This is a genomic window from Kroppenstedtia guangzhouensis, from assembly GCF_014637345.1.
In the GTDB taxonomy this organism is placed as follows: Bacteria; Bacillota; Bacilli; order Thermoactinomycetales; family DSM-45169; genus Kroppenstedtia; species Kroppenstedtia guangzhouensis.
In genome coordinates this window covers 1-24,478 of sequence record NZ_BMEX01000004.1, presented here as the reverse complement: position 1 = coordinate 24,478, position 24,478 = coordinate 1, and the positions used below count along the sequence as shown (strand labels likewise).

The 24,478-nt window shown below is 53.2% G+C and carries 24 protein-coding genes, 3 pseudogenes and 1 riboswitch; of the genes and pseudogenes, 12 read left to right on the top strand and 15 right to left on the bottom strand.

What is annotated here, in order from left to right:
• Positions 1-39: 39 nt before the first annotated feature.
• Complete coding sequence (locus IEV46_RS06660; protein WP_188431241.1) at positions 40-189, top strand: hypothetical protein; 150 nt, start codon at positions 40-42, stop codon at positions 187-189.
• 183 nt (positions 190-372) lie between these two features.
• Here IEV46_RS06660 and IEV46_RS18460 read toward each other — a convergent pair.
• The 5 genes and pseudogenes from IEV46_RS18460 to IEV46_RS06640 all read right to left on the bottom strand — a co-directional run.
• Positions 373-585: pseudogene (locus IEV46_RS18460) on the bottom strand (TrmO family methyltransferase domain-containing protein); the annotation flags it as partial.
• Positions 586-597: 12 nt separating this feature from the next.
• Positions 598-858, bottom strand: coding sequence for a hypothetical protein (locus tag IEV46_RS18455; RefSeq protein WP_308420287.1), 261 nt, complete (start codon positions 856-858; stop codon positions 598-600).
• Between the two features lie 179 nt (positions 859-1,037).
• A pseudogene (locus IEV46_RS06650) lies at positions 1,038-1,523 on the bottom strand (spore coat protein).
• 105 nt (positions 1,524-1,628) lie between these two features.
• A complete protein-coding gene (locus IEV46_RS06645) occupies positions 1,629-1,844 on the bottom strand; it encodes a hypothetical protein (protein ID WP_188431239.1) in 216 nt (71 codons plus the stop codon).
• Positions 1,845-1,995: 151 nt separating this feature from the next.
• A pseudogene (locus tag IEV46_RS06640) lies at positions 1,996-2,614 on the bottom strand (LysE/ArgO family amino acid transporter).
• Positions 2,615-2,885: 271 nt separating this feature from the next.
• On the opposite strand from IEV46_RS06640, the gene IEV46_RS06635 reads away from it, so the two are divergent.
• From IEV46_RS06635 to IEV46_RS06605, 7 genes are all read left to right on the top strand, one after another.
• Entirely contained in the window at positions 2,886-3,716 is an 831-nt protein-coding gene (locus tag IEV46_RS06635; RefSeq protein ID WP_188431237.1) for an aldo/keto reductase, read from the top strand.
• A 119-nt stretch (positions 3,717-3,835) separates the two neighbouring features.
• Positions 3,836-4,735, top strand: coding sequence for an SDR family oxidoreductase (locus tag IEV46_RS06630; RefSeq protein ID WP_188431868.1), 900 nt, complete (start codon positions 3,836-3,838; stop codon positions 4,733-4,735).
• Between the two features lie 143 nt (positions 4,736-4,878).
• A complete protein-coding gene (locus tag IEV46_RS06625) occupies positions 4,879-6,390 on the top strand; it encodes a response regulator transcription factor (protein ID WP_188431235.1) in 1,512 nt (503 codons plus the stop codon).
• A gap of 129 nt (positions 6,391-6,519) precedes the next feature.
• Positions 6,520-8,190 (top strand): urocanate hydratase, encoded by a 1,671-nt coding sequence (gene hutU, locus IEV46_RS06620; protein WP_188431234.1) that lies wholly within the window; start codon positions 6,520-6,522, stop codon positions 8,188-8,190.
• Positions 8,191-8,214: 24 nt separating this feature from the next.
• Complete coding sequence (gene hutI, locus IEV46_RS06615; protein WP_188431232.1) at positions 8,215-9,483, top strand: imidazolonepropionase; 1,269 nt, start codon at positions 8,215-8,217, stop codon at positions 9,481-9,483.
• 38 nt (positions 9,484-9,521) lie between these two features.
• Positions 9,522-10,529 (top strand): agmatinase family protein, encoded by a 1,008-nt coding sequence (locus tag IEV46_RS06610; RefSeq protein ID WP_076526386.1) that lies wholly within the window; start codon positions 9,522-9,524, stop codon positions 10,527-10,529.
• Positions 10,530-10,585: 56 nt separating this feature from the next.
• Positions 10,586-11,917 carry a YjiH family protein gene (locus tag IEV46_RS06605; protein WP_188431230.1) on the top strand — a complete coding sequence of 444 codons (1,332 nt, stop codon included), beginning with the start codon at positions 10,586-10,588 and terminating at the stop codon, positions 11,915-11,917.
• Here IEV46_RS06605 and IEV46_RS06600 read toward each other — a convergent pair.
• From IEV46_RS06600 to IEV46_RS06590, 3 genes are all read right to left on the bottom strand, one after another.
• The gene (locus IEV46_RS06600; RefSeq protein WP_188431228.1) at positions 11,902-12,072 is read right to left on the bottom strand and encodes a hypothetical protein; all 171 of its coding nucleotides are present in this window, start codon (positions 12,070-12,072) and stop codon (positions 11,902-11,904) included. The two genes, IEV46_RS06605 and IEV46_RS06600, sit on opposite strands and share 16 nt — an antisense overlap.
• A gap of 161 nt (positions 12,073-12,233) precedes the next feature.
• The gene (locus IEV46_RS06595) at positions 12,234-12,548 is read right to left on the bottom strand and encodes a DMT family transporter (RefSeq protein WP_188431226.1); all 315 of its coding nucleotides are present in this window, start codon (positions 12,546-12,548) and stop codon (positions 12,234-12,236) included.
• On the bottom strand, positions 12,548-12,883 hold the full coding sequence (locus IEV46_RS06590) for a DMT family transporter (protein WP_188431224.1): 336 nt from the start codon (positions 12,881-12,883) through the stop codon (positions 12,548-12,550). Before IEV46_RS06590 ends, IEV46_RS06595 begins: the two co-directional genes overlap by 1 nt.
• Positions 12,884-12,939: 56 nt before the next feature.
• Positions 12,940-13,042, bottom strand: a riboswitch (guanidine-I (ykkC/yxkD leader).
• 306 nt (positions 13,043-13,348) lie between these two features.
• Between IEV46_RS06590 and pdxK the strand changes: the two genes are divergently transcribed.
• Together pdxK and IEV46_RS06580 are read left to right on the top strand one after the other, a co-directional pair.
• Positions 13,349-14,146, top strand: a complete 798-nt coding sequence (gene pdxK, locus IEV46_RS06585) for a pyridoxine/pyridoxal/pyridoxamine kinase (RefSeq protein WP_188431222.1) — start codon at positions 13,349-13,351, stop codon at positions 14,144-14,146.
• 438 nt (positions 14,147-14,584) lie between these two features.
• Positions 14,585-15,610 (top strand): methyltransferase domain-containing protein, encoded by a 1,026-nt coding sequence (locus IEV46_RS06580; RefSeq protein ID WP_188431220.1) that lies wholly within the window; start codon positions 14,585-14,587, stop codon positions 15,608-15,610.
• 105 nt (positions 15,611-15,715) lie between these two features.
• Here IEV46_RS06580 and msrB read toward each other — a convergent pair whose 3' ends face one another.
• Together msrB and IEV46_RS06570 are read right to left on the bottom strand one after the other, a co-directional pair.
• Positions 15,716-16,177 (bottom strand): peptide-methionine (R)-S-oxide reductase MsrB, encoded by a 462-nt coding sequence (gene msrB, locus IEV46_RS06575; protein ID WP_188431218.1) that lies wholly within the window; start codon positions 16,175-16,177, stop codon positions 15,716-15,718.
• A gap of 195 nt (positions 16,178-16,372) precedes the next feature.
• A complete protein-coding gene (locus tag IEV46_RS06570) occupies positions 16,373-17,113 on the bottom strand; it encodes an IclR family transcriptional regulator (protein ID WP_188431216.1) in 741 nt (246 codons plus the stop codon).
• Positions 17,114-17,333: 220 nt separating this feature from the next.
• Between IEV46_RS06570 and acnA the strand changes: the two genes are divergently transcribed.
• Positions 17,334-20,036: an aconitate hydratase AcnA gene (acnA, locus tag IEV46_RS06565; RefSeq protein WP_188431214.1), complete on the top strand. Its 2,703-nt coding sequence runs from the start codon at positions 17,334-17,336 to the stop codon at positions 20,034-20,036.
• Complete coding sequence (locus tag IEV46_RS06560) at positions 20,033-20,404, top strand: VOC family protein (RefSeq protein WP_188431212.1); 372 nt, start codon at positions 20,033-20,035, stop codon at positions 20,402-20,404. The genes acnA and IEV46_RS06560 overlap by 4 nt, the downstream gene beginning before the upstream one ends.
• A gap of 42 nt (positions 20,405-20,446) precedes the next feature.
• Here IEV46_RS06560 and IEV46_RS06555 read toward each other — a convergent pair whose 3' ends face one another.
• Genes IEV46_RS06555 through IEV46_RS06535 form a run of 5 tightly spaced genes read right to left on the bottom strand, consistent with a single transcriptional unit; the run spans position 20,447 to position 24,195 of the window.
• The gene (locus IEV46_RS06555; RefSeq protein ID WP_188431210.1) at positions 20,447-21,376 is read right to left on the bottom strand and encodes a hypothetical protein; all 930 of its coding nucleotides are present in this window, start codon (positions 21,374-21,376) and stop codon (positions 20,447-20,449) included.
• Positions 21,369-22,259, bottom strand: coding sequence for an ABC transporter permease subunit (locus tag IEV46_RS06550; RefSeq protein ID WP_188431208.1), 891 nt, complete (start codon positions 22,257-22,259; stop codon positions 21,369-21,371). The genes IEV46_RS06555 and IEV46_RS06550 overlap by 8 nt, the downstream gene beginning before the upstream one ends.
• The gene (locus IEV46_RS06545) at positions 22,246-22,803 is read right to left on the bottom strand and encodes a redoxin domain-containing protein (RefSeq protein WP_188431206.1); all 558 of its coding nucleotides are present in this window, start codon (positions 22,801-22,803) and stop codon (positions 22,246-22,248) included. Before IEV46_RS06545 ends, IEV46_RS06550 begins: the two co-directional genes overlap by 14 nt.
• Positions 22,787-23,350, bottom strand: a complete 564-nt coding sequence (locus tag IEV46_RS06540) for a MauE/DoxX family redox-associated membrane protein (protein ID WP_188431204.1) — start codon at positions 23,348-23,350, stop codon at positions 22,787-22,789. Before IEV46_RS06540 ends, IEV46_RS06545 begins: the two co-directional genes overlap by 17 nt.
• Entirely contained in the window at positions 23,347-24,195 is an 849-nt protein-coding gene (locus IEV46_RS06535; RefSeq protein WP_188431202.1) for an ATP-binding cassette domain-containing protein, read from the bottom strand. Before IEV46_RS06535 ends, IEV46_RS06540 begins: the two co-directional genes overlap by 4 nt.
• Positions 24,196-24,478: the final 283 nt, after the last annotated feature.

Sequence of the window (24,478 nt, the reverse complement as noted above, 5' to 3'; positions counted from 1 at the left end):
AGGAGCACCCATGTCTCACTCCGAGGAGGTGAACCTTCCATGCTCCCATGGGAGGAGGTGAAAGCCGATGGACTTCCTTTCCCTGCTGTGGGCGGCATTCCTGGCCTTTGGCCCGGTATGGCTGGCTCACTGGCTAAACAGGAAAAAGAAGAAGTCCGGCACCCGTGGCCCCGGGAACCGGACATCTGACCAATGACCAGTTGGTTAAGACTGTACGGACCCGGTGGTCGCCGGGTTCGTGCCATGATTGTATGCCTTTGGTCTTTGGCTTTATTCTATCCCACGGAATGAGGAATGTAAACCCGGCAGGTGGGGTGGAGGAAGTGGGAAGCGCGGTTATCAGAATTCCCTTCCCTCATGATCCCGGAGCCCTTATACTGGATCCTCCTTTGATTCATAATAGAATCTCATCACTTCTTTGGCCCACTCCGGTTGTCTGACGGGTCCCCGGGGTCCAAACTCCTTCATATATGGCTTGATATCCAAAACCGGAGTTTGGTCGATGGCGTCCAATCCTTCCACAGACAAGACGAGTCCCTCCACCTTGAGCAATCGGCAACAGGACACCCCGATGCAATTGGGGCGTGCCTTGGCGCGCTACGCAAAAATACCCACCTTGGGCCAATCCATCCGATTTCGGGGATGGCGAGCCCCCCGTTGAATTTTTTCCCTTGGTACCCGATCCATGAAAAAAACAATTTCCAAATGGGAGAAGGATTCCAATTCAGAAACCGCCTCCGCCGTAAATTGTTCCGGGTCAATCCGGATCTCGGACACAACTCCTCCCCAATAATCATCCATCAAATCTTTACGGGGGGAAAAGACTTTGCCGACTGGATGTATGGTGATTGTTTTCATCGTTTCTCTCCTCCGATGACTTTTCCCAAAAGTCCCCCCCTATTTTATCATATCCATCAGTATTTTTTGAATCTGTCACTCCCGCCGGGAACATACCCACCTTCCGCCTCCAACGGAACCGGGTACGCCCCGGATGGTCCAAACCAAAGATCGGGCGAGATCCATCTTCCAAAGCCCCATCAGTATTTCATCGACAGAGCCTTCTTGGCCCACATCAGGTCTCCTTCCAATAATCGCTGGAGGTCGTGGGAGGGGTACATCCCCCTTTGGTACATGAAACGGAATACCATGTAATGCATCTGAACAGCGGACACCATCTGCTTCAACAGGACTTGATGAAGGTTGGGGGTGGTTGTCTCCGTCAGGGTGACAGCATAGTTCCGGACGGCGGATTTGGCCCATCCCAGGATTTGTCCGCATAGTAACCCGTCTCATCTCTCCGTTCCATGGAGATATTTTCCGAATCTGTATGCAGTCGGTCAGCCACTTGGGGGGGCGGCGGGATAAAAAGCCATCAGCTCCTTCAGATTGGCAGTTAATCCTTGGATAAAAACCATGTAAATCTTCTTCAGTCTCATCAATCCACCGGACTGGAAGGCCACCAGCTCATGCCACTCCAACGTCTCATGCCAGGCCAACCGTTGTTTAGGGTGGGAATCCTCCATAACACTTTCCTCCCTTGACAATTTCTGTCCACTTCAGCCTATGGACAAAGAGTGGTTACAAAAAAAAACGCCCAGGGGCAGGCTCCCGGGCGAGCTCTTCTCTTCTTATCTTTTTACCTTTCTTTTTACCTTCCGGCGAACGTCGATGAACTGGGTTGCAAAGAGGATTCCGAAAGTCGTCCAAAACAACAGGTCCGGAAGGTCTCTGTCTTGGAGAATGATCCACAGCGCGACAATGACCAGGATCAGCATCCGTACACCCACCAGGCAGAGAATAACCCGATGGGGAAAGTTCCTGGATCGCCGCCACAGCTTCTCCATGTTTTCCCCCCCAATTGGAAACGAGAGGCCATCGCCTCATACACTATTTTTCCTCTCTTCTTTCAAAAGTGCAATACGTCTTGTCTCGGTATCTTTTGCGGGACATCAGCACTAGAGATCAGACAGGAGACTTACTATTAAAAAAACACAACTAAAGAAAGTTTATCACAAGATAAATTGCACTTCCCCAAATGATCAGAGCAGAGATCTTATTGAAGACAGGAATCACACCGGATTTCAGTTTTTTAAGCAAGCCTCCGGCAATTGCCAAAGTAATAAACCATAGCAAGGATACCAGGATACCGGCAAAAGTAAACCAGAATTTATCGGAACCGTGATATTGAATCGAACTGGCTCCGATCACCCCAATGGTGTCCAGGATCGCATGGGGATTGAGCAAAGAAACTGAACAAGCAAACAAAACCTGTTTTTTTGCAGTCATTCTGTCCGGGTTGGTCCCGTTTCCATCATCCTGGGATCGCCAGGTAACGATCCCCATATAAATAAGAAAAATGATTCCGATCAGCAATAAGATATATTTAAAATATCCGACGGTTAAAATCAGAACGGAGACTCCCATCACAGCCAAAATGATCAAGGTTGCATCACACAGCGTCGCCGCTATAACGGCAGGCAACGCTTTGTAGAATCGGGGCTGGTACAGCCCCTTGGTTAAAAATGAACACATTTTGCACGCCGAGGGGGAGAATCAATCCAAACGCCAACAAAAACCCATGCATAAAAGCCCACACACTTTTCCCTCCGATCATTGAAGAGATCCCCCCCACGGGGAGGGGCGGGAGTGACTCTCTCTTCTATCATCCACCACCGATGTAAAGCCCAGGGCAAAGGGAACAAAAAGCCCGTGCAATGGTGTACTTTCCGATACTCGGGATCCTCCATCAAGATTTTATGGGCTTTTTTTATATTAGATCCTCCACAGATGAAGATTGGAGAGCTCCCTTACAAACGTGTCTCCCCCCCTCATCCTTTCAGGTATAGTAAAAGATAGACTCTTCAAAAGAATGGGAGGGCACCTGTATGCCGAAAAGTTTGTCTGAGCGGACCCGACTGAACAACGGAGTGGAGATGCCTTGGTTTGGGTTGGGGGTGTACAAAGCGGAAGAGGGGGACGAAGTGGTCCGGTCGGTGCGGACCGCCCTGGATCACGGATACCGCCTGATCGACACCGCCGCGTTTTATCGCAATGAAGAAGGGGTCGGAAAGGCGATCCGGGAATCCGGAATCCCCCGGGAAGAGATTTTTGTCACCACCAAGGTGTGGAATGATCAACAAGGGTACCCATCCACCCTCCGGGCCTTTGAAGAAAGCCGGAAGAAACTGGGCCTGGACTGGATCGATCTCTACCTGATCCACTGGCCGGTGAAGGGGAAGTACCTGGAGACATGGAAAGCACTGGAACATCTCGTCCATAACGGTCGGGTGCGGGCGATCGGGGTGTGCAACTTCCAGGTGCACCACCTGGAGGACCTGATGGGCAACTGTGAAATCACCCCGGCGGTCAATCAGGTGGAGTTTCACCCCCGTCTCACCCAGAAAGAGCTGTTGGCCTTCTGCAAGCAAAACCACATCCGCCTGGAGGCCTGGGCTCCCTTGATGCGCGGAAAGATCCTCGATCATGAGACGATTCTCTCCATCGCGGAGAAGCACGGGAAAAACCCGGCCCAGGTGGTCCTCCGCTGGGACCTGCAACACGGGGTGGTCACCATTCCCAAATCGGTCCGGAAAGAGCGGATCCAAAGCAACGCCGATGTGTTTGATTTTGAACTGACCCCGGAAGAGATGGAACGGATCGATGCTCTCAACCGGGATGAAAGAACCGGCCCCGATCCGGACAATTTCAACTTCTGAATCCGGTTGCCCCCCTTTCCATCGCAGGAGAAGGGGGCTTTTATGTGTGTCCACTCACCCCTGGGCTCCTGCGGAATAAACTGCAGACAGGAACGATTGAAAAGCGGGGTGTTCCCATTTTGTATCCGGTGTATCCATATTGGGGAGTTGAAACAAAGATTTCCTGTCAGCCTCTCGCCTTTCCTCCTCAACACCAACCCCGGCAGCCGGGGCTGGAGTCGTTGATGGTTCCGCCACCCATCAGTGAAAACCCACATTACCGGGGAAGCGGCAAGTTGCTGGACCGGGTGGCGGTGATTACCGGGGGAGACAGCGGGATCGGACGTGCCGTGGCGATCGCCTTTGCCAAAGAGGGTGCCCATGTGGTGATCCCCTATCTCTGCGAAGACGGGGATGCAAAAGCCACACAGATGCGGGTGGAGGAGCTGGGCCGGCGGTGTCTGCCGATCCGATGCGATTTGACGGAAGAAGAGGCCGCAACGGAAGTGATCCGGCAAACCCTGTCTACCTTTGGGAGATTGGACATTCTGGTCAACAACCACGCCGTTCAGTTTCCCCAAAAAAGTATCCTGGAGATCAGCCCGAAACAATTGGAGCTGACCTTTCGAACCAATATCTTTTCTTTCTTTTATCTGACCCGGGCCGCCCTCCCTCACCTTCATCCCGGAAGTTCCATCATCAACACCACCTCCGTGGTCGCCTATGAAGGGCATCGGGAACTGATCGATTATTCCGCCACCAAAGGAGCCATCGTCGCATTCACCCGCTCCCTCTCCCAGTCCCTGGCCGACCGGGGAATCCGGGTGAATGCCGTGGCTCCGGGCCCGATCTGGACTCCCCTGATCCCCTCCTCCTTCTCTGCAGAGCAGGTCGCCCCCTTTGGAACCGATACCCCGATGAAGCGGGCGGGGCAACCCTTTGAACTGGCACCCGCCTATGTCTATCTGGCATCGGAGGATTCGGGGTATGTCACGGGTCAGGTGCTCCACGTCAACGGCGGAGTCATCACCGGTTCCTGATGTTCTCCCTCCCGGAACCGGCGGGAGCGACCGACATCCTCCCCCACAAACCGGTCCACTTTTTCCATATGGGGCGCCTGTGAAGTGAGTGGGGCGCCCTTTTTCGGTATAATAAAAAGGATGAGCACAGGGAGGGATGGCAGTTGAAACTGTTGATCGCAGACCGAGATGAAAAGGAGCGAACCGGCCTGGAGTGGCTCGTGCGGGCTTGGCCGATTCCCTTTCAAAAGGTGGTGACAACAGCTGATTTTGACACCTTGTTGGAAGGATTGACCCGGGAGGTACCGTCGGTTTGTTGCATCGAACTGGATATGATCCCTCGGGAGCGGTGGGAGGAATTTCGGCGTCTGCTCCCCGCTTATACCCGGAGGGTGATCGGAATGACCGCCGAGGCCACCTTTGACCGGGCAGTCCAAGCCATCGAGTTGCACGCCGTCGATCTGTGGGTGAAACCTGCTTCTCCAGACCGGATCAAACGCTCTCTCAACCGGGCCTGCCGGGAGTTGACCGAAGCGGTCTCCGGCACTGATCCCGCCTCCCTCTCAGTCCCCACCCCGCCCTCCTACCGCTCTCTCTTCCTCGAAGAGCCGGAAGAAGGAAAGCAACGTCTGATGCTCCTCCAGCCGGAACGAACAGAGACTGTTCCGGCTCTGTACCGGTTCTTGGAGGATTATCCCTTCCATGAGCCGCCCCGCCTGTTTCCCTTGAGTGACACTGTGGCGGCGGTTTTTCCCCCTTCCTCTTCCGGCGGGGCCCCAGCTCTTCACAGGGAAGGATACCGGTTGATCCGGGAATGGTCGGATCGTTCACCGGAATCCCTGTTTGCAGTCATCTCAAGCCGACAGGACCTTCCCCCTCTCCGGCAACAGTACCGGATGGCGAGATTGGCCCTCCAACTCCGGTTTTACCGGGGGGACCGACAAGTATTGACTCTGGATGAACCGGTGGAATGGAAACCGATCGACCCCTTTCTCAGCCCGGAGGAACAACGTCTCTGGATCGAAATGCTGGACAGAGCCGACCGGGACGGGATCAAGTCGTGGATGCAACGGGAGTTTTTCGGTTTGACCCCCCCTTATCCCGATCCGGGACTGCTGCGCATCCGGTTGACCAGTCTGCTGGCCCAGTTGCGACGGTTTATGAAAAGCTGGTCCCTGCAACACCGCCCTTCCTTGGAACACCATTATCATCGGATCTTTTCCACTGTTCTCTACAGCCCCCTCCTGTACCGGATCGTACAGGAACTGCTTCTGTTTATCTATGCGCTCTTGGACGGGGCTGCGGAACAGCGGCAACGGGGAGAGGCGGATCCCGTGGAACGGGGCATCCGGTGGATGGAAACCCAGTTTCATCGTCCGGATCTCAGTTTGGCGGAGGTGGCTCACCATGTGGAGCGAAACCCTTCCTATTTCAGCTATCTTCTCTCCCGGAAAAAACAGATCGGATTCCGCCAACTGCTGCAAAGGATCCGGGTTCGGCACGCCCGCCGCCTGCTGGAGACCACAACCCTTACCATCGGGGAAATCTCCCGCCAATGCGGCTTCAATCACGTCAACACCTTCAGCCGCATCTTCAAACAAGTGACCGGTCATTCCCCCCGGATGTACCGTAACCTAAAGAACAATGAAAAATCCAAAGAAAAGAAGGATCAATGATGAAAGCGTTTCCTTTTTTGCAGTCACTCCAAAAGAATCCTCCCTTTTTCAAATGGGAGGATTCTGCAAATTACGCCGCCTTTTTCCCTATACTCAAGGGAGAAAGGAAACTGCAAAGGAAGGTGGCCAATGATGGTCAAATCACAGACGGGTCCGCGAACCCTGCGCGCGCCCAGGGGAAACGAACTGCACACTAAGGGCTGGATCCAGGAAGCGGCCCTTCGGATGCTGATGAACAACCTCGATCCGGAGGTGGCTGAACGACCGGAAGAGTTGGTCGTTTATGGAGGAATCGGGAAGGCTGCACGAAACTGGGAAGCCTTCGACGCCATTGTACGCTCTTTAAAGGAATTGGAAGAGGATGAAACGCTGCTGGTGCAATCAGGCAAACCCGTGGCGGTTTTCAAGACCCACACTGACGCCCCCCGGGTCCTGATCGCCAACTCCAATCTGGTTCCTGCGTGGGCCAACTGGGATCACTTTCACGAGTTGGACCAAAAAGGGTTGATGATGTACGGTCAGATGACGGCAGGCAGCTGGATCTATATCGGAAGTCAGGGGATCGTCCAAGGCACCTATGAAACCTTTGCTGAGTGTGCCCGCCGCCACTTCGGCGGTTCCCTGACCGGAACCCTCACCGTCACTGCCGGGCTGGGCGGAATGGGCGGGGCCCAACCCCTGGCCGTCACCCTCAACGGCGGGGTGGTGATCGCTGTGGAAGTGGACCCCACCCGGATCCGGCGGCGCTTGGAGACACGCTACCTGGATCGGATGGCGAACAGCCTGGAGGAAGCGATGGCCATGGCCCGGGATGCCAAGGAAAAGGGAGAACCTCTCTCCATCGGTCTGCTGGGTAACGCGGCGGAGATTCTCCCGGACATGATCCAGCGGGGATTCATCCCGGACATCGTCACAGATCAAACCTCCGCTCACGATCCGCTGAACGGCTATCTCCCCCGGGGAATGACTTTGGAAGCGGCGGCAGCCATGCGAAAAGAGAATCCGGAGAAACTGGTCTCATTGGCCAAGAAGAGCATGGCTGTTCATGTGCAGGCGATGCTGAAGATGCAACAGCGCGGAGCCGTCGCTTTTGACTACGGCAACAACATCCGACAGGTGGCCAAAGATGAGGGTGTGGAGAATGCCTTTGACTTCCCCGGCTTCGTCCCGGCCTACATCCGTCCTCAATTCTGCGAAGGGAAGGGTCCCTTCCGTTGGGTGGCCCTCTCCGGAGATCCCGAGGATATCTATCGGACGGATGAGGTGATCCTGCGGGAATTCAGCGATAATAAACCTCTCTGCCACTGGATCCGGATGGCCCGGGAGAAAATCGCCTTCCAGGGTCTGCCTGCGCGGATCTGCTGGCTCGGCTATGGTGAGCGGGCCCGCTTCGGAAAAATCATCAATGAGCTGGTGGCTACCGGGGAATTGAAAGCTCCCATCGTGATCGGACGGGATCATCTGGACTCCGGGTCCGTCGCCTCTCCCAATCGGGAAACGGAAGGAATGAAGGACGGCAGCGACGCCGTCGCCGACTGGCCGATCCTCAACGCTCTGGTCAATGCGGTCGGCGGAGCCAGCTGGGTATCCGTCCACCACGGAGGCGGTGTGGGCATGGGCTACTCCCTCCATGCCGGGATGGTGATCGTCGCCGATGGAACCTCCGCCGCCGAGAAGCGTCTGGAGCGGGTCCTCACCACTGATCCGGGCATGGGAGTTGTCCGTCATGCGGATGCGGGATATGAAAAGGCCGTGGAGACCGCTCGGGAAAAAGGTGTCCGCATCCCGATGCTGGATTAACAAACAAGAACCAGGAGGAAGATTATGAGCGGAAAACCTCTTCTCATTCAAAAGGCCGCCCAGCTGGTCACTTTGAAAGGAAGCTCCACCGCCCCCCTGCGCGGAAAGGCGATGGAGGATCTCCACATCATCGAAGACGGCAGTGTCTGGGTGGAGGACGGAATCATTCGGTCCGTCGGCACTGACGCCCAGGTTCGGGAGCAAGTCGGCTCCCGGCTGGAAGAGGCGGAGGTGGTGGATGCCGCCGGCCGCCTCGTCACCCCGGGGCTGGTGGATCCCCATACCCACCTCGTCTTCGCTGGCAGCCGGGAAAATGAATTTGAAATGCGCCTCCAAGGGGCCACCTACATGGAAATCATGGAGGCCGGTGGTGGCATTCACGCCACCACATCGGCCACCCGCCAGGCGGATGAAGAACAGTTGTACCAGGAGAGCCGGCGGCGACTGGATCAATTCCTGCGCCACGGTGTCACCACCGTGGAAGCCAAGAGCGGCTACGGCCTCTCCCTGGAGCACGAATTGAAGCAACTGAAAGTGGCCCAAAAGCTGAACCGGGACCACCCGGTGAATGTGGTCTCCACCTTTATGGGAGCCCATGCCATTCCTGCCGCTTACAAAGAGCGTCCCGATGAATTTGTGGAACAGGTGATCCGGGAGATGATCCCCGAGGTGGCCCGACAGAAACTGGCGGAATTTAACGATGTCTTCTGCGAGCGGGGAGTGTTCACCCCGGACCAGTCCCGTCGCATCTTGGAAGCAGGGAAAGAGTACGGACTCGCCCCCAAGATCCACGCCGATGAGATTGAGCCATACGGCGGTGCCGAATTGGCCGCACAGGTGGGGGCCGTCTCCGCCGATCATCTGTTGAAAGCCTCCGACGAAGGCATCCGGGCCATGGCGGAGGCAGGTGTGGTCGCTGTGTTGCTCCCGGGAACCGCCTTTTTCCTGATGGCAGAGATGGCCGACGGGCGAAAGATGGTGGATGCCGGAGTTCCTGTCGCTCTGTCCACCGATTGCAATCCCGGTTCCTCTCCGACCATCTCCCTGCCGTTGATTATGAATCTGGGCTGCCTCAAAATGGGCATGACCCCCGCCGAGGTGCTGACCGCCACCACCATCAATGCGGCCCATGCCATCCGGCGGGGCCACGAGATCGGCAGTCTGGAAGCAGGAAAGAAAGCGGATCTGGTCGTCTTTGATGTACCCAACTACATGGGTCTTCAGTACCACTATGGTTCCAACCATACCCGAACGGTGATCAAAGATGGAAAAGTGGTTTATGAACGGGACTGAACCCAGGAAAGGAGGGAAGGCAGCACCGGCTGCCACCGATGAAAACCCGCTATCCCTATCCCATGTTGAATCCGCCCGCCTTTCGTTGGCAGCGGCCCGACCCGCTCCCGGCGGACCCCAAGGTCCATGAATGGATCGAAAGCCTGGATGAAGAGAAAGCCAAAGAAATGGATTGGACGGGAGTGGATGCCACCCTGCTCGGAGTACCCCTCTCCCGCTCTTCCATCAGCGCCTCGGGGGCCAGTGAAAATCCCGATGCCCTCCGCCGGGCTTGGAAAAGCTTCACCACCTATAATCTGGAGGAGGAAGTGGATCTTACCTCCCTGCGTGTGATCGATCTCGGGGATGTAAAGCAACATGTGACCGACATTCCCGCCTGTCACCGGAACATCACGGAAGCCATGGTGGCGATGCGATCCCATCATCCTCACACTCTGCCCTTGGTGATGGGAGGCGACCACTCCATCACCGCCATGCTGGTGAAAGGGTGGAAACAGGCCCATCCCGATGAGAGGATCGGAATCCTGCAACTGGATACCCACTTTGACCTGCGCAGCTTGGAAGACTTCGGCCCCACCAACGGGACACCGATCCGCAATCTGATCGAGAGCGGAATCATTCGTGGGGAGGATGTGTGCAATATCGGCCTTCACGGCTTCTTCAACGCCCGCTCTCTCAAAGAATATGCCGATCAGACCGGGGTTCACTACGTCACCTTGAAGAAAGCCCGGAAGCGCGGGGTGGATGTGGTGATCCGGGAGGCTCTCTCCCGGCTGAAACAGCAGGTGGACACCATCTATCTCACCGTCGACATGGACGTGCTGGACATCGGGCTCGGCCCCGGAGCCCCCGCTGCCACTCCCGGCGGGATGCGCACCGACGAGCTGTTTGAGGCGGTTCGGATCGCAGGCACCCATCCCCAGGTGAAAGCGATGGATCTCGTCTGCTTGGATCCCCTGCGGGATGTGCGGGAGGCGACGGTGAAGGCCGGCGTCCATGTGATGCTCTCTTTCCTGACCGGATTGGTCCAGAGAAAAACAGCTTAAGGGACGGGGGACTCTCCCCTCCCCATTTTCAAAAACCACAAGAGGAGGGGTTCATCATGGGCCAAACAGATCCTCAGTACCCTCTGAAAACCGAAACTTCCGTTTCTGTCAAAAATATCTCAAAATTACTCCTATTCAGCGCCGTGGGTATCTTCATGTTCTTTATACCGATCCGCCTCGGAGACTCCTCCACCATCCCTCTGGATCATATAGTCACTTGGCTTCGTGAGTCCCTGGGCCCCCTCGTTCCCTGGTATGCCCTGGCGGTGATTTTAGCGGGAGCCTTGTATCCCTTTATCACCGGCACTTGGAAAAAAAGTTGGGTCGACCGGGTCTTCTCCCTGCTGAAGATCCTCGGATTGGTGACCGCTCTGTTGCTCATCACCCAAACTGGACCCGGCTGGCTGTTCGATCCCGATATCGGTCCCTTCCTGTTTGAAAAGCTAGTCATCCCTGTGGGGATTCTGGTTCCTGTCGGTTCGGTTTTTTTGGCCCTGCTGGTGGGGTACGGCCTGTTGGAATTCGTCGGGGTGCTGGTGCGTCCGATCATGCGCCGGGTCTGGAAAACCCCGGGGCGATCGGCGATCGATGCCGTCGCCTCCTTCGTCGGCAGTTACTCCATCGGACTCTTGATCACCAACCGATTGTACAAGGAAGGGTACTACACCGCCAAGGAAGCCACCATCATCGCCACCGGTTTTTCCACCGTCTCCGCCACTTTCATGATCGTGGTGGCCAAAAACCTGGGCTTGATGGAATATTGGAACCTCTACTTCTGGCTGACCCTGGTCGTCACCTTCCTGGTGACCGCCCTGTCGGTCCACCTGCCGCCCATCCGCAATAAGAGCGAAGCTTATGCCGATGGCAAGGGCATCCCCGAACCAGAAGTGAGGCAACAGCTGTTCCAAACCGCCATCAGAGAAGCCCTCAACGCTGCCAATCAGGCTCCTGCCCTTCACCGCAACATCTGGAGCAATCTGAAGGACGGATTGGTGATGACAATGGCCATCCTGCCCTCGATTCTCTCCGTCGGCCTCATCGGATTGTTGCTGGCCAAGTTCACTCCGGTCTTCGATTGGATCGGCTATCTGTTCCTGCCCTTTACCTGGTTGGTTCAGCTGCCGGAACCGATGCTGGCTGCCAAGGCTTCCGCGGTGGAGATCGCTGAGATGTTCTTGCCCGCCTTGTTGGCGGCTGAAGCGCCCCTGGTCACCAAGTTCGTCATCGGAATCGTCTCCGTCTCCTCCATTCTGTTCTTCTCTGCCTCCATTCCCTGCATCCTATCCACGGAGATCCCCGTCTCCATCGGAGAGTTGATCCTCATCTGGGTGGAGCGGACCATCCTGACCCTGCTCATCGCCACTCCTCTGGTCTATCTGTTGTTGTGAAAACGGGACTTTCGAAAAAATCCGCCTTTCTCCGGTATGGAGAAAGGCGGTCCTTCATACCCATCCCTTCCTGTATTGAGTGGAAAGACGACAGCCATCCAGAAGGAACTCAGAATCGCCGCAAAGACAGCAGTTTGCAGTTTACGGCTCAGCATCTGAATCCCCGCCTGTTTGATCACCCGGCGGCCAACGCAAACCATGCAAAAAGCGAAAAATGATGAGCTTCCCCTCCGCTGTCATATATTTCATATTCGATGTTAGGATGGTTAGCGGGAAAAGTCAATCTGGACATGTGTTCTTCAGACAAACCTCCCACCTACGAAACCAGCTTCAGCCCCACGGCGGCTCCCAGTACGAGGGTAATGAAGAAAATGCGGGAAAAATGTTTGGGCTCGCCGTAAAACAGCATACCGGCGATCGCTCCGCCCGCCGCGCCGATTCCCGTCCATACGGCGTAAGCCGTCCCCATGGGCAGATCCTTCATAGCGAGGGCGAGGAAGATAAAGCTTCCTGTAAATCCCGCCAGCATCCACATGAATGATTTCCAATCCCGATTCCGGTGCAAACGGTTGATCATCGTCACTCCAATCATCTCCATTCCGCCTGCAAGCACGAGAAAAAACCACGCCATCAGGACTCACTCTCTCCCGTCTCTTCAGTCACCAGTTTCAATCCCACCACTCCCACCAACAATACCAGTATCAAGAGCAGTTTCATCAGCTGGAGGGGTTCACCAAAAAAGACCACTTCCGAAAACACCGTCCCCACGGTCCCCAGGCCCACAAACACCGCATATACCGTGCCGACGGGCAGAGTACGTCCCGCCATGATCATCAGATAAAAACTGATCCCGATCGCCACGACGGTTCCCAACCAGCTCCAAACATTCTCCGCATGTTTCAGGCCGATCACCCACATCACTTCAAAAAAAGCCGCAATCAACACTTTCACCCAGTCCCGATTCATCCTTACACCCCTTTCCAATCCCGTACACAGAAAGCCCAGGAAGATATCATCGGATATCCTCCCGGGCTTTTGTCCCTCCGTGTGCACCACTGAAACATCAGTCGTGTGTTTTCTCTCGGACCAGTCCAGCAACGCTGCGGAACCCTAGAAAACCATTGCAAGCCTTTGTTTTTTCCTATTTTATCACAGATTGGCGAGTCTATCACAGAGATTTTCACCCGTTGCCTCACCTTCGCCATTCTACCAATGGTCCAAGAGCACAACATCCCTGAATGGGTTTGAATGGCTTGTCAGGCTCGCACTCCATCTTGATGATGACAGCACCAAGGCAAACAGATGATCACCATTTCATCCCAGGTCCATTTTCCAGTTTTCGCTTCCAAACCACCTCTGACAAACCCGTCGAATTGGATTAAAATAAAAATCGAAACAGAAGGTATCCCGACCCTGTGAGGAGGAATCCAGATGAAAAAAGCATTGACCATCGCCGGTTCAGACACCAGTGGGGGTGCCGGGATCCAGGCGGATTTAAAAACTTTTCATGCATTGGACGTCTATGGAATGTCCGCTCTCAACACCATCGTCACGATGGATCCGGATCGTGGGTGGGCCCACGGAGTCCATCCGATTCCAACGGAAACAGTGAAGGCCCAGTTGGAGACCATTCTCTCCACCGGCATCGATGCCATGAAGACCGGGATGTTGAGCACGGTGGAAGTGATTGAGCTGGCCGCCGAGGTCATCGAAAAATACGGAGTCCACCGGGCGGTGATCGATCCGGTCATGGTGTGCAAAGGGGAGAATGATGTCCTCCATCCGGAGAACAAAGAAGCTCTCCGCGACCGCCTCGTCCCCAAGGCGACGGTGGTCACACCCAATCTGTTTGAAGCCTCCCAGCTGGCGGACAGTGAACCCATCACCACTCTGGAGGAAATGAAGGAGGCGGCCCGGTCCATTCATCATCTCGGCCCGTCTTACGTTCTGATCAAGGGCGGTTCCGGTCTCCAGCATGAACAGGCCGTCGACTTGTTGTACGATGGCAAGGAGTTCACCCTTTTTGAAGCGGAAAAGATGGACACGGACTGGACCCACGGAGCCGGTTGCACCTATTCCGCCGCAATCGCCGCCGGTCTCGCCCACGGTAAAAGCGTAGAGGAGGCCGTCCGCCTTGCCAAGGATTTCATCACCGAAGCGATCCGCAATGCCTTCCCCCTGAACCAATACGTGGGGCCGGTTCGGCAGATGAAGACTTCCGTGGATTGAGCAAACGAATCCTACACGCCCCAAACAGTGAAACGGACAGTGATTTTTCTTCACTGCCCGTTTTCCTTTTCTCTCCTCCCTTCTCCCTAAAAGCAATGTGAATCAGTGCTGGCCCACAGATTATCCCACCGTTGTTTCTTCCCGGAACAAACGGTCAATCGGTTGCTTCAATAAAATAAAGGCTGACGCTTCGGATGTGGAAAGATATGCCCGGTTTCATGTTGCAGGCAGCACCATTTCGGCAGACATCCTGGAAACTGATCAGGACATGCCTGCGACGGGCCGGAGGAACAGACAGCCCCTGCATCTTCCAAGTTACCACTTGGTACCGGGCGGGATCAGTTCACTTGATCACAGATCCACATCCTTAGATCCTTCATTTTTATCTATGAGTGTGCTCAACCGGTTTTCCGTTTTATGAATCGGAGGAAAACCAGCGTGAACGACATCAAATTTATGGCCACTGTCCTTCCAGGATTGGAAAAGGTTTTAACCGATGAAATGAAGAACAAATTTCCCGAAGTTCGATTATTGTCCACATCGTGGGGCAAAGTTTTTTTTGAGTCTCACTTGCCCGAGGAGTTCCATTTTCAACTAAGGACTGCCGACAATTTATACCGGTTGATCAGCAGTTTTTCCATAGGACCACATAAACGTCATTTACCACATTTGGAGAAACAGATCTCTTCTTTCGACCTTTCATTTGCGGAGTCAATCAATCAGCCGCAAAAGAGCTACATTGTCAATGCCAGTCGGAAGGGAAAACATACGTACAGTCGATTCGAAGCTGCGGAAGCGGCCATGAGGGGAATATCCAAACGTTATCCTGAATGGATCAGAGGAAATGCCCATAACCATACGCTTGAATTTCGCTTGGATCTGTATGAGGATCAGGCTGTTTTTTCCCTTCGATTGACCGATTCATCCTTCCGATTTCGTGGCAAACACCGTTTTTTCTCCCCAGCTGCCCTTCGTCCCACGATCGCTCATGCTCTGGTCTGGTGCTCATCACCAAAGGATACGGACATTTTTGTGGATCCCTGTTGCGGCTCCGGAACGATCCTTAAGGAACGGTTTTACTATCCGTTCTCAGAAATCATGGGAGGAGATTCTTCGGAAGAAGCCATCCGATCCGCCAGAGGCAATCTGAGAGAGGCGGGCCATCTGATTCAGAAATGGGATGCCAGACAACTGCCATTGGACAGCAACTATGCGGACAGATTCGTAAGCAATTTACCCTTTGGCCGTCAAATCGGAAATCGTGCGGAATTGGGAATCCTGTATCGCCAATTGGTTCAAGAAATGTCCCGAGTGCTTAAACCCGGCGGAATCGCTATTCTGTTGACAGAGGATGGCGCTTTGCTAACCCGTGTCGCGGATACATGTTCAATCCATTGCCGTGAGTTGATGCAGCTGAGTTTAAAAGGTCTTCGACCCATCATATGCCAATTGCGAAAATATTGATTGAACAATCCCCGATTCCAGCCCCTGGTGTCAAAATCGGGTTTGAAATGAAAAGGCTGTCCCAAAGGTCTCCATGGATAACCTTCGGGACAGCCTCTTCTCTGTTCAATCTTTCCCGTTTTCTTCATCAAACAGTTTCCGATACTTGCCGTACCCCTCTTTCTCCAAGTCTTCCTTGGGGATAAAGCGGAGGGCGGCTGAATTGATGCAATAGCGGAGGCCTTCCGGGCCCGGGCCGTCGTTAAAGACGTGGCCCAGATGGGAATCGGCTTGTTTACTCCTTACTTCCGTCCGAATCATCCCATGGCTGCGATCCTCGTGCTCCTCGATGCGGGACTTGTCGATGGGCCGGGTGAAACTGGGCCAGCCGCAGCCGGCATCATACTGGTCCCGAGAACTGAAGAGGGGCTCACCCGATACGATATCCACATAGATGCCTTCCCGTCGGTTATCCCAGTACTCATTTTGAAAAGGAGGCTCGGTGCCATTGTTCTGGGTCACCTCAAACTGGAGGGGAGTCAACCGCTTTTTCAGGGCTTCCCGGTTCGGCTTCCGATCTTGGGTCAATCTGATCTCCTCCTCGGTATGACTTTTTTCCTTAAAGGTGTGTCTGATCCATCAGGTTTGGGGGGAATTGGGTTTCACATGCCAGCGCCAAGCTCAGACGATCCAAAGACGCTCCATACGAAACTCAACCCCTTCCTGTGAACAGATTTTTCACAACGCTCCAGTTTCCCTTCCAGGAGACAATCACTCTCCGGTTCAGTTGAGCATCTTTTTCATTCGATCTGCCGCTTCCAGCACGTGGGGCACCACTTCCTTCATCCGTTCTTCCGTCAGGCGGCCCACCGGCCCGGAGACGGCTAGAGCTGCCACAATCTCTCCCTTTTGTCCGAAGATGGGAACGGCGACGGCGGAGGTACCCGCCTCCCGTTCTTCCACACTGGTGGCATATCCCTTTTTTTGTATTTCCCTCAATTGTTGGATGTATCCCTTTGGGTCCACGTTCTCCGGCCACTGGGGATCCGACAGGATCCCGTCCCGGATAGAGGGTTCGGCAAAAGCGACCAACACTTTGCCGGCAGCCCCCACCGCCAGAGGCATGCGGGCTCCCACCGGGGCCACCCGCCGGATCGCCTGGAAGCTTTCCACTGCCTGCACGCGAACCCGCTCCACACCATCCCGGACATAGAGACTCACCGTCTCTTCGATTTTGTCCCGAAGCCTTTCCATCCCAGGAAGAAAGAGAACCGCCGGATCATCCGAACGGGAAAGATGGGCGGACAGCTCCCAGATGCGAAAACCCAACCTGTATTTTTCCGTATCCGGGTCCCGGGACAGAAATCCCTTCTCCTCCAGAGTGGCCAGCAGGCGATGCACCGTACTCTTATTCAATTGGGTCAATCGGGCGATCTCAGTCAAAGACAGTTCCGGTTTCCGGGTGAAACAGAGCAGGATGTCCAGTGCACGCTCAGCGGCACGCACTGTTTTCTTACTTTCCATGTGCGGGATCCCCTTTGTTCCGCTTAATGAAATTCCCTTTTATTTTTTCTATCCATTATAATCTCTTTTTTTTCGGGGTCAAAGAGAAATTTTCAAGCGGTTCAAGGGTATACAAAACGAAAGGACCCGGTGTATAATAGTATCGAAAAAGAAACTTCGTTTCATTCAATGAAACAGAACTCCTTCCCATCATTCAATCAACAAAGGAGGTTGTTTTCCCATGTCCCAAAAGGACCTCTTCGGTGTGCGCCAAAAGCTGACTGTCGGTGGCAAGGATTATGTTTACTACAGTCTGAAGTCCCTGGACACAAAAGGTGTCGGCGAAATCTCCCGCCTGCCCTTCTCCATCAAAGTCCTGCTGGAAGCTGCCGTGCGTCAGTACGACGGCCACTCCGTCACCAAGGAACATATTGAACAACTGGCCAACTGGACCTCGCAAAAAAACAAAACGGAAGTGGCCTTCAAACCAGCCCGGATCGTGCTGCAGGATTTCACCGGCGTGCCCGCCGTTGTAGATCTGGCTGCACTCCGCTCCGCCATGGACCGGGTGGGTGGTGACCCGAAACGGATCAACCCGTTGATCCCAGTGGATCTGGTCATCGACCACTCAGTGATGGTGGACAAATTTGGAACCGAAGATGCACTCACCTACAATATGGACCGGGAGTTTGAGCGGAATGAAGAGCGTTACCGCCTGCTGCGCTGGGCGACCGACGCCTTCGACAATTTCCGGGCCGTCCCTCCGGCCACCGGGATTGTACACCAGGTTAACCTGGAATATCTCGCCAAGGTGGCCCAGACGCGGGAAGTGGACGGCGAAACCGAAGTTTTCCCCGACTCCCTCGTGGGAACAGACTCCCACACCACCATGATCAACGGCTTGGGTGTGCTCGGCTGGGGCGTCGGCGGCATCGAGGCCGAAGCTGGGATGCTGGGGCAGCCGCTCTACTTCCTCACCCCTGACGTGATCGGTTTCAAATTGACCGGACAACTGGCCGAAGGGGCCACCGCCACGGACTTGGCTCTGACTGTCACCCAGATGCTGCGCAAAAAAGGTGTGGTCGGCAAGTTTGTCGAATTCTACGGCCCGGGTCTGTCCAACATCAGTCTGGCCGACCGTGCCACGGTTGCCAATATGGCTCCGGAGTACGGCGCCACCATGGGCTTCTTCCCGGTGGATGAGGAATCCCTCAACTACCTGCGCAACACCGGTCGCGATGAAGAGCTGGTGCAACTGGTCAAGGAATACTACGTCGCCCAAGATATGTTCCGCACCGATGATACACCGGATCCGGTCTTCACCGACACCGTTGAACTGGATCTGGCCGATGTCAAACCCAGCCTCGCGGGTCCGCGCCGTCCCCAGGACCGGATCGAGTTGACCGACATGCAGAAAAACTGGAATGAAACCCTGAAAAAGCCGATTGAAGAAGGCGGTTTCGGGGTTCAGGAGACCGACAAAAAAGTGCAGGTCAACTACAACGGCCAAACCTTTGAGCTGGGTCACGGGGATGTGGTTATCGCCGCCATCACCAGCTGCACCAACACTTCCAACCCGTCGGTGATGCTGGGTGCCGCCTTGTTGGCCCACAAGGCGGTGCAGAAAGGGCTGACCGTCAAGCCTTACGTGAAAACCAGCCTGACCCCGGGATCCAAGGTCGTCACCGAGTACCTGAAAAAATCCGGCATGTTGGAATCCCTGAACAAACTGGGCTTCACCCTGGCCGGGTACGGCTGCGCCACCTGCATCGGAAACAGCGGCCCCCTGCCGGAAGAGATCAGCAAGGCCATCAACGACAACGATCTGACCGTCGCCTCAGTCCTGTCCGGTAACCGGAACTTTGAAGGCCGGATCCACCCCGATGTCAAAGCCAACTATCTGGCTTCCCCGCCGCTGGTGGTTGCCTACGCCCTCGCCGGCACGGTCAACATCGACTTTGCCAAGGATCCCATCGGCCACGACCCTGATGGCAACCCGGTCTATTTCCGCGACATCTGGCCCAGCAACGAAGAGATCCAGCAGACAGTCGCCGCATCGATGAACGCCGACCAGTTCCGGGAACAATATGCCAGTGTCTTCGACGCCAACGAACGCTGGAACCAAATGGATACACCTAAGGGAGAACTGTACGAATGGGACGAAGCCTCCACCTACATTCAGGAACCGCCCTTCTTCACAGATCTGTCTCCTGAAGTGGAACCGATCCGGGAAATCAAAGGTGCCCGTGCCATGGCCCTGCTGAAGGACTCTGTGACCACGGACCATATCTCTCCCGCCGGCGCCATCGCTCCCAGCAGTCCCGCCGGAAAATACCTGAAGGAGCACGGCGTGCAACCCCGGGACTTCAATTCCTACGGCTCCCGCCGGGGGAATGACCGCGTCATGACCCGAGGTACCTTCGCCAACATTCGCATCCGCAACCAGATGGTTCCCGGAACGGAAGGCGGCTTCACCAAGCACGTGCCCTCCGGGGAAACGATGCCGATCTACGATGCGGCCATGAAATACAAGGAAGAGAACACTCCGCTGGTGGTTCTGGCCGGTAAAGAGTACGGCACCGGAAGCTCCCGGGACTGGGCGGCCAAAGGGACCAACCTCCTCGGTGTCAAAGCGGTGATCGCTGAGAGCTTTGAGCGGATTCACCGCAGCAATCTGGTCGGCATGGGCGTGCTGCCGCTGCAATTCGAAGAGGGAGACAGCTGGCAATCCCTCGGCCTGACCGGTGAAGAAACCTTCGATATCGAAGGGCTGAACGATGATGTGCAACCCTTCCAAAAGGTGAAGGTGACTGCCACCAAAGCTGATGGTTCCAAGGTGGAATTCCACGGAATCGTCCGCCTCGACAGCCAGGTGGATATCGAGTACTACCGGAACGGCGGGATCCTGCAGACCGTTCTGCGTCAGATCCTGAACAACCAATGAAGATGAAGCCTCTCCGCATTCACCACGCACAGATCACCATCCCCCGAGGGGCGGAAGAGGAGGCCCGTCATTTTTACTGTGAGGTGATGGGACTCACGGAGATTCCCAAGCCTGACAGTCTGAAAGGCCGGGGCGGATTCTGGCTCCGGCTCGGGGATGTGGAGATCCACGTCGGAACGGAAGACGGGGTGGACCGCAATCGAACCAAAGCCCACCTGGCTTACCAAGTGGAGGACCTGGAATCCTGGCATCGCCGTCTGATGGAACACGGCGCCTCCCTTCTGGACTCCATCCCCATCCCAGGCTTTGACCGCTTCGAACTGCGGGACCCCTTCGGCAATCGGTTGGAATTGATAGAGAAAAAATGACCAAACCCCCTTCCCGCTATGGGAAGGGGGTTCTTATGATGGTTACAGATGTGGATACAGACTGTATTTCCCTTCAGTTTTCTTCTCCATGGCTGACAAAAGCAAATACCAAGCCGACAACAACAGCAGATAACCCGCCAAGGGAGAAAGGATCAACCAATCATGCCCCGCGATCAAAGCTCCCCTTTCCTGAGCAATCAAACCGATGGTTTCAAAAGAACGGGAAACAGACTCCATCCCGGTTGGCGAAACCTTCTCGATGGTGCCTCCAAGAAAAACACCGAGGACACTCAATTGACCGATCAAGTTGAGAGTGGAAATCATGCTTTTCAGGAAAAGGAGCATGAGATCCTCCTTTAAAAAAGGGAAGAGATGTTTCCGAAAGAGCCATCGATGGGAGGCACCCAGATAAAGGGAAACCTTAAAAGATAATCTTTCTTTCAATTCTTCCGTTCTCTGCTGTATGGCGGAAGCGACCGGACCGATCCCCATCACCACCAGTATGCCGCCCTGAAGCAAGATCAAGTAAATCACGGGCACAGGGGTGTTCGTCCCCAATCGGTATAAAAGGAAATACAAAACGATAATCACCGGAATACTCCCCAATCCCCCCGTCACCTGATGAGAAACAGGCCGACGACGCCCCGACAAACCCGCCCAGCAGCCGAGGCTGACACCGAGGAACAACTGAAGAAAAACGATGACCACGGGAACAAAGACCGTGTATTTCAATCCATACAGATACAAAGTCAAAAGGTCCCGACCGTAACGATCCGTGCCAAACCAATGCTCTTTCGATGGAGGAGAGGGAGCAGTGCTCACCTCTGTGATTCCGTTGATCTTTTTGAACTCCACCGCCTGCTCATGATCCGGTGCATATGGAGCAATGGCAGGTCCAACCCAAGCCAACAGGACGAAGATCCCAAGCATTCCGACCCCGATCCACATGGCCAGCTTTCCTGACTTAATCATGAGCCAACCTCTTTCCGATCAGCCACAATAAGAGTCTCATCCATCCATAGGCGATCCAATAAATAAGGATTAGACAGATCAAGGTTTTTGCCATCAGTGGGTAATAGTAATCCCGGGTATCGAGAAACCGGGTGATGCCAGGTGAATTAAACCAGTACTCAATGATGAGCAGATTTCCCAGCAGGGTGGCATTCAGCTGGTGAAGCTGACCCCTGATGGAGGGGAGAAGATTTCGAAAAACATGGTGCATATAGATCTTGATCCGGCTCAGGCCCTTTGCTTTGGCCGTTCGGATAAAGTCCTCCGTAAGTATCTGTCGGGTTCTGCCGGAAACAAATTGCACCAAGTAGACCAAGGGCACCAAGGTCAACGTGATCATGGGTAAAACCCACGCCACCTGGTCATAGACGGAAGCAACCTCCAGAACCAGAATTCCACTTTTCCGGTAAATCAGAATCACAACCAACTGCAGGAAGATCGCCAGCACAAAGTCGGGGATGATCCCCAGGAAACCCACCACAGATTTTGGCCATCCGCTTATTTTGGAAAAAAACATTCCCGCCGGCACTCCCACCAGCAAAACCAGGGTCCCGGCAAACCAAAGCGTGAAAGCCGAATACCCGAACATCTCCCCAAAGTTGCTGTAATCGGTTAAATCCCGGACAGAACCCGGGGCGTGCCCATCCGTTCCCGTCAAAAACTGAAGAATCGCTTCCATACCCGGTTCCCAATCAAAGGAGATGACTTCCCCTTCCACCCTGAAAAACAGGGGAAATGCAGCCAGGCACAACGCCGACACAAACAAAATGAAAAAAAGCAGCAAGTACTTCCACATTCGTGCATAGACAGATATTTTTTCTGTGTTGACTTCAAGAGGCAGCAATCGGTTGTTCACTCCCCATCAGTTGTAGCAACTCCTTTGAATCGGAAATATGCATTCCCTTTTCCACCAATCCCTGGCTGTTTACGAATAAGGCGAATGGATAACGATTCACATGAAAATAAAAATCCATTTTTGAAGACACAAGATAATAAGCCCATTTAGGAATATTGTCGGGACGTTTTAGCATTATTTTTGAAGAATCACAGTTATAAATGATAACTAGATTCATGGATTGTTCCGCCCAGTGTTCTTTATTTAATTCCACCAGAAGTTCCTTGCATTGTTCGCACCCCTCTTTAACAAACAGTACCAAAACTTTTTGCCGAGTAAAAAGTTCTTCAAACGGAACAAGATTTTCTTCATTACCCAACACATTAAAAATAGGAACTGGCTTTCCAATTACAGTTGAATCTGATTTTAAATGGAAGGACTGAAGCTTCTTCATAAACCTTCCCACCCAACGGGCTAACAGGTAAATCAGAAACAATTCAGCCAAAACTAAAAACATTGTACACAATAATAAAAGTTTATAACTTGATTCCATCATGGATCCTCCTGTCTTCAGAGATCAAATGACGAAATTGATTGCGAACTTGATTAAATTCACTAATAACAGCTGTTATCAACAAAAGCGCAACGGAAACCAGTAATATACCAATCGTTAACCATCCATCACTTATATCATTTTCCTTTGAGGTAAAAGATAACAGTACCACTGCGATGATAAAGAGTAGATTACGAATCACAAGTCCATAGTGCAATCTTTCGCTCTCAAGGACACCTCCACAACCACAAGCAAGATCTTTCCTTCCTCGAAGCAAATTGATACTGATCGCAATTGTGTAAATAAGGAGTAGAATAGTTGCCATAACAGCATTGAACGGGCGCCAACCGACTAGCAAAGCAGAAAGTGCTATCACTGCTTCGTTGATAAGGAAAAAAAGCAAAGAAATAGAAATACCTTTTGGAGGTATAATCTTATAGGAAGCAATCGTTTGTTTATAGTCCTTCCAATTAATGACCTTGCTAATGAACGTTGTGAAAAAAATCAAAGATAAGGTCATAGCCATAATTTTGAATATGAAGTTCAAACCGTTTCCACCTCTTCATTTTGCTTGTACCATTTACTTTGAGTTTGGTACATTTTTTTGTAAATTCCGTTCCTCAATAGCAATTCCTCATGAGTACCTCTCTCCACTATTCGCCCTTCTTTCATAACCAAAATTATATCGGCTAAAGAAGCCGCTCCCAAGCGGTGAGTAATAAATAAAATTGCTTTCTGATTGTTTTCCTGAAAGAGATCTTCAATGATTTTCATCTCCGCATTAGGATCTAAAGCCGAAGTCGGCTCGTCTAAGATAATCAAATCACTGTTTCGGAATAAAGCTCTGGACAAAGCAACTTTTTGCCATTGTCCTCCAGACAACTCATCACTCCCTGAAAAAAATTTACCAAGCATCGTTTCATACTGATAAGGCAACTTGGTAAGATAGTGATCAATTCCCGTACAAGTAGCCGCATGCTTAATCCCGTTAAAATCATGCAACTTTTCTACATTACCAAAGCCGATATTTTCCCTGGCAGTAAAATTGTATCGAATATAATCTTGGAACAAGACAGATATGCGTGTTCTGTAAGATTCAGATTTAATGTTTGCCAAAGGTTTGCCATTGATTTTGATCATCGATGAGTCCGTTTCATATAATCCCGCCAAACATTTGATCAACGTGGTTTTTCCGCAACCGTTCTCACCAACTAAAGCAACTTTTTGCCCTTGCCGGATCCGAAATCTAATATCTTCCAAAACCGGACGTAATTGATCTTTGTATTGAAAGCTGAGGTTTTCAATGGAAATTTCTTTGATTTCGTCAATCTCGTAAGGCTTTTTATCCTGATCAGACTCAGTAATAAGGAAAAAAGCCCTTAATTCTTCCATGTACAGACTGTCCTCATAAAAATGCGACAACGTTCTCGTGCTTTCGGTCAATCCGCTTTGAACATTTTGTATACCCTGCAATATCGATACAAAATCACCTACCTTTATACGCCCGGCAAAAATAAAGAATGCAACTAAGAATCCGGAGACCATATATGTAAGTGTAAGAAGGCACTCGCCGGCTATGTCCCAAAAATCGTGGAAATTGAAAGTGGCGGTCTCCTAAACCGTTTGGTATAACGGTGGTGGACAAACCAAGAAGGAGAAACCGCCACTATGAAAA

Excerpts from the sequence above, each read along its gene's own strand:
- IEV46_RS06660 (WP_188431241.1), top strand. The coding sequence starts at position 40 with ATGCTCCCATGGGAGGAGGTGAAAGCCGATGGACTTCCTTTCCCTGCT.
- IEV46_RS18455 (WP_308420287.1), bottom strand. The coding sequence starts at position 858 with ATGAAAACAATCACCATACATCCAGTCGGCAAAGTCTTTTCCCCCCGT.
- IEV46_RS06645 (WP_188431239.1), bottom strand. The coding sequence starts at position 1,844 with ATGGAGAAGCTGTGGCGGCGATCCAGGAACTTTCCCCATCGGGTTATT.
- IEV46_RS06635 (WP_188431237.1), top strand. The coding sequence starts at position 2,886 with ATGCCGAAAAGTTTGTCTGAGCGGACCCGACTGAACAACGGAGTGGAG.
- hutU (WP_188431234.1), top strand. The coding sequence starts at position 6,520 with ATGATGGTCAAATCACAGACGGGTCCGCGAACCCTGCGCGCGCCCAGG.
- hutI (WP_188431232.1), top strand. The coding sequence starts at position 8,215 with ATGAGCGGAAAACCTCTTCTCATTCAAAAGGCCGCCCAGCTGGTCACT.
- IEV46_RS06610 (WP_076526386.1), top strand. The coding sequence starts at position 9,522 with ATGAAAACCCGCTATCCCTATCCCATGTTGAATCCGCCCGCCTTTCGT.
- IEV46_RS06605 (WP_188431230.1), top strand. The coding sequence starts at position 10,586 with ATGGGCCAAACAGATCCTCAGTACCCTCTGAAAACCGAAACTTCCGTT.
- IEV46_RS06600 (WP_188431228.1), bottom strand. The coding sequence starts at position 12,072 with ATGCTGAGCCGTAAACTGCAAACTGCTGTCTTTGCGGCGATTCTGAGT.
- IEV46_RS06595 (WP_188431226.1), bottom strand. The coding sequence starts at position 12,548 with ATGGCGTGGTTTTTTCTCGTGCTTGCAGGCGGAATGGAGATGATTGGA.
- IEV46_RS06590 (WP_188431224.1), bottom strand. The coding sequence starts at position 12,883 with ATGAATCGGGACTGGGTGAAAGTGTTGATTGCGGCTTTTTTTGAAGTG.
- pdxK (WP_188431222.1), top strand. The coding sequence starts at position 13,349 with ATGAAAAAAGCATTGACCATCGCCGGTTCAGACACCAGTGGGGGTGCC.
- IEV46_RS06570 (WP_188431216.1), bottom strand. The coding sequence starts at position 17,113 with ATGGAAAGTAAGAAAACAGTGCGTGCCGCTGAGCGTGCACTGGACATC.
- acnA (WP_188431214.1), top strand. The coding sequence starts at position 17,334 with ATGTCCCAAAAGGACCTCTTCGGTGTGCGCCAAAAGCTGACTGTCGGT.
- IEV46_RS06560 (WP_188431212.1), top strand. The coding sequence starts at position 20,033 with ATGAAGATGAAGCCTCTCCGCATTCACCACGCACAGATCACCATCCCC.
- IEV46_RS06555 (WP_188431210.1), bottom strand. The coding sequence starts at position 21,376 with ATGATTAAGTCAGGAAAGCTGGCCATGTGGATCGGGGTCGGAATGCTT.
- IEV46_RS06545 (WP_188431206.1), bottom strand. The coding sequence starts at position 22,803 with ATGGAATCAAGTTATAAACTTTTATTATTGTGTACAATGTTTTTAGTT.
- IEV46_RS06535 (WP_188431202.1), bottom strand. The coding sequence starts at position 24,195 with ATGGAAGAATTAAGGGCTTTTTTCCTTATTACTGAGTCTGATCAGGAT.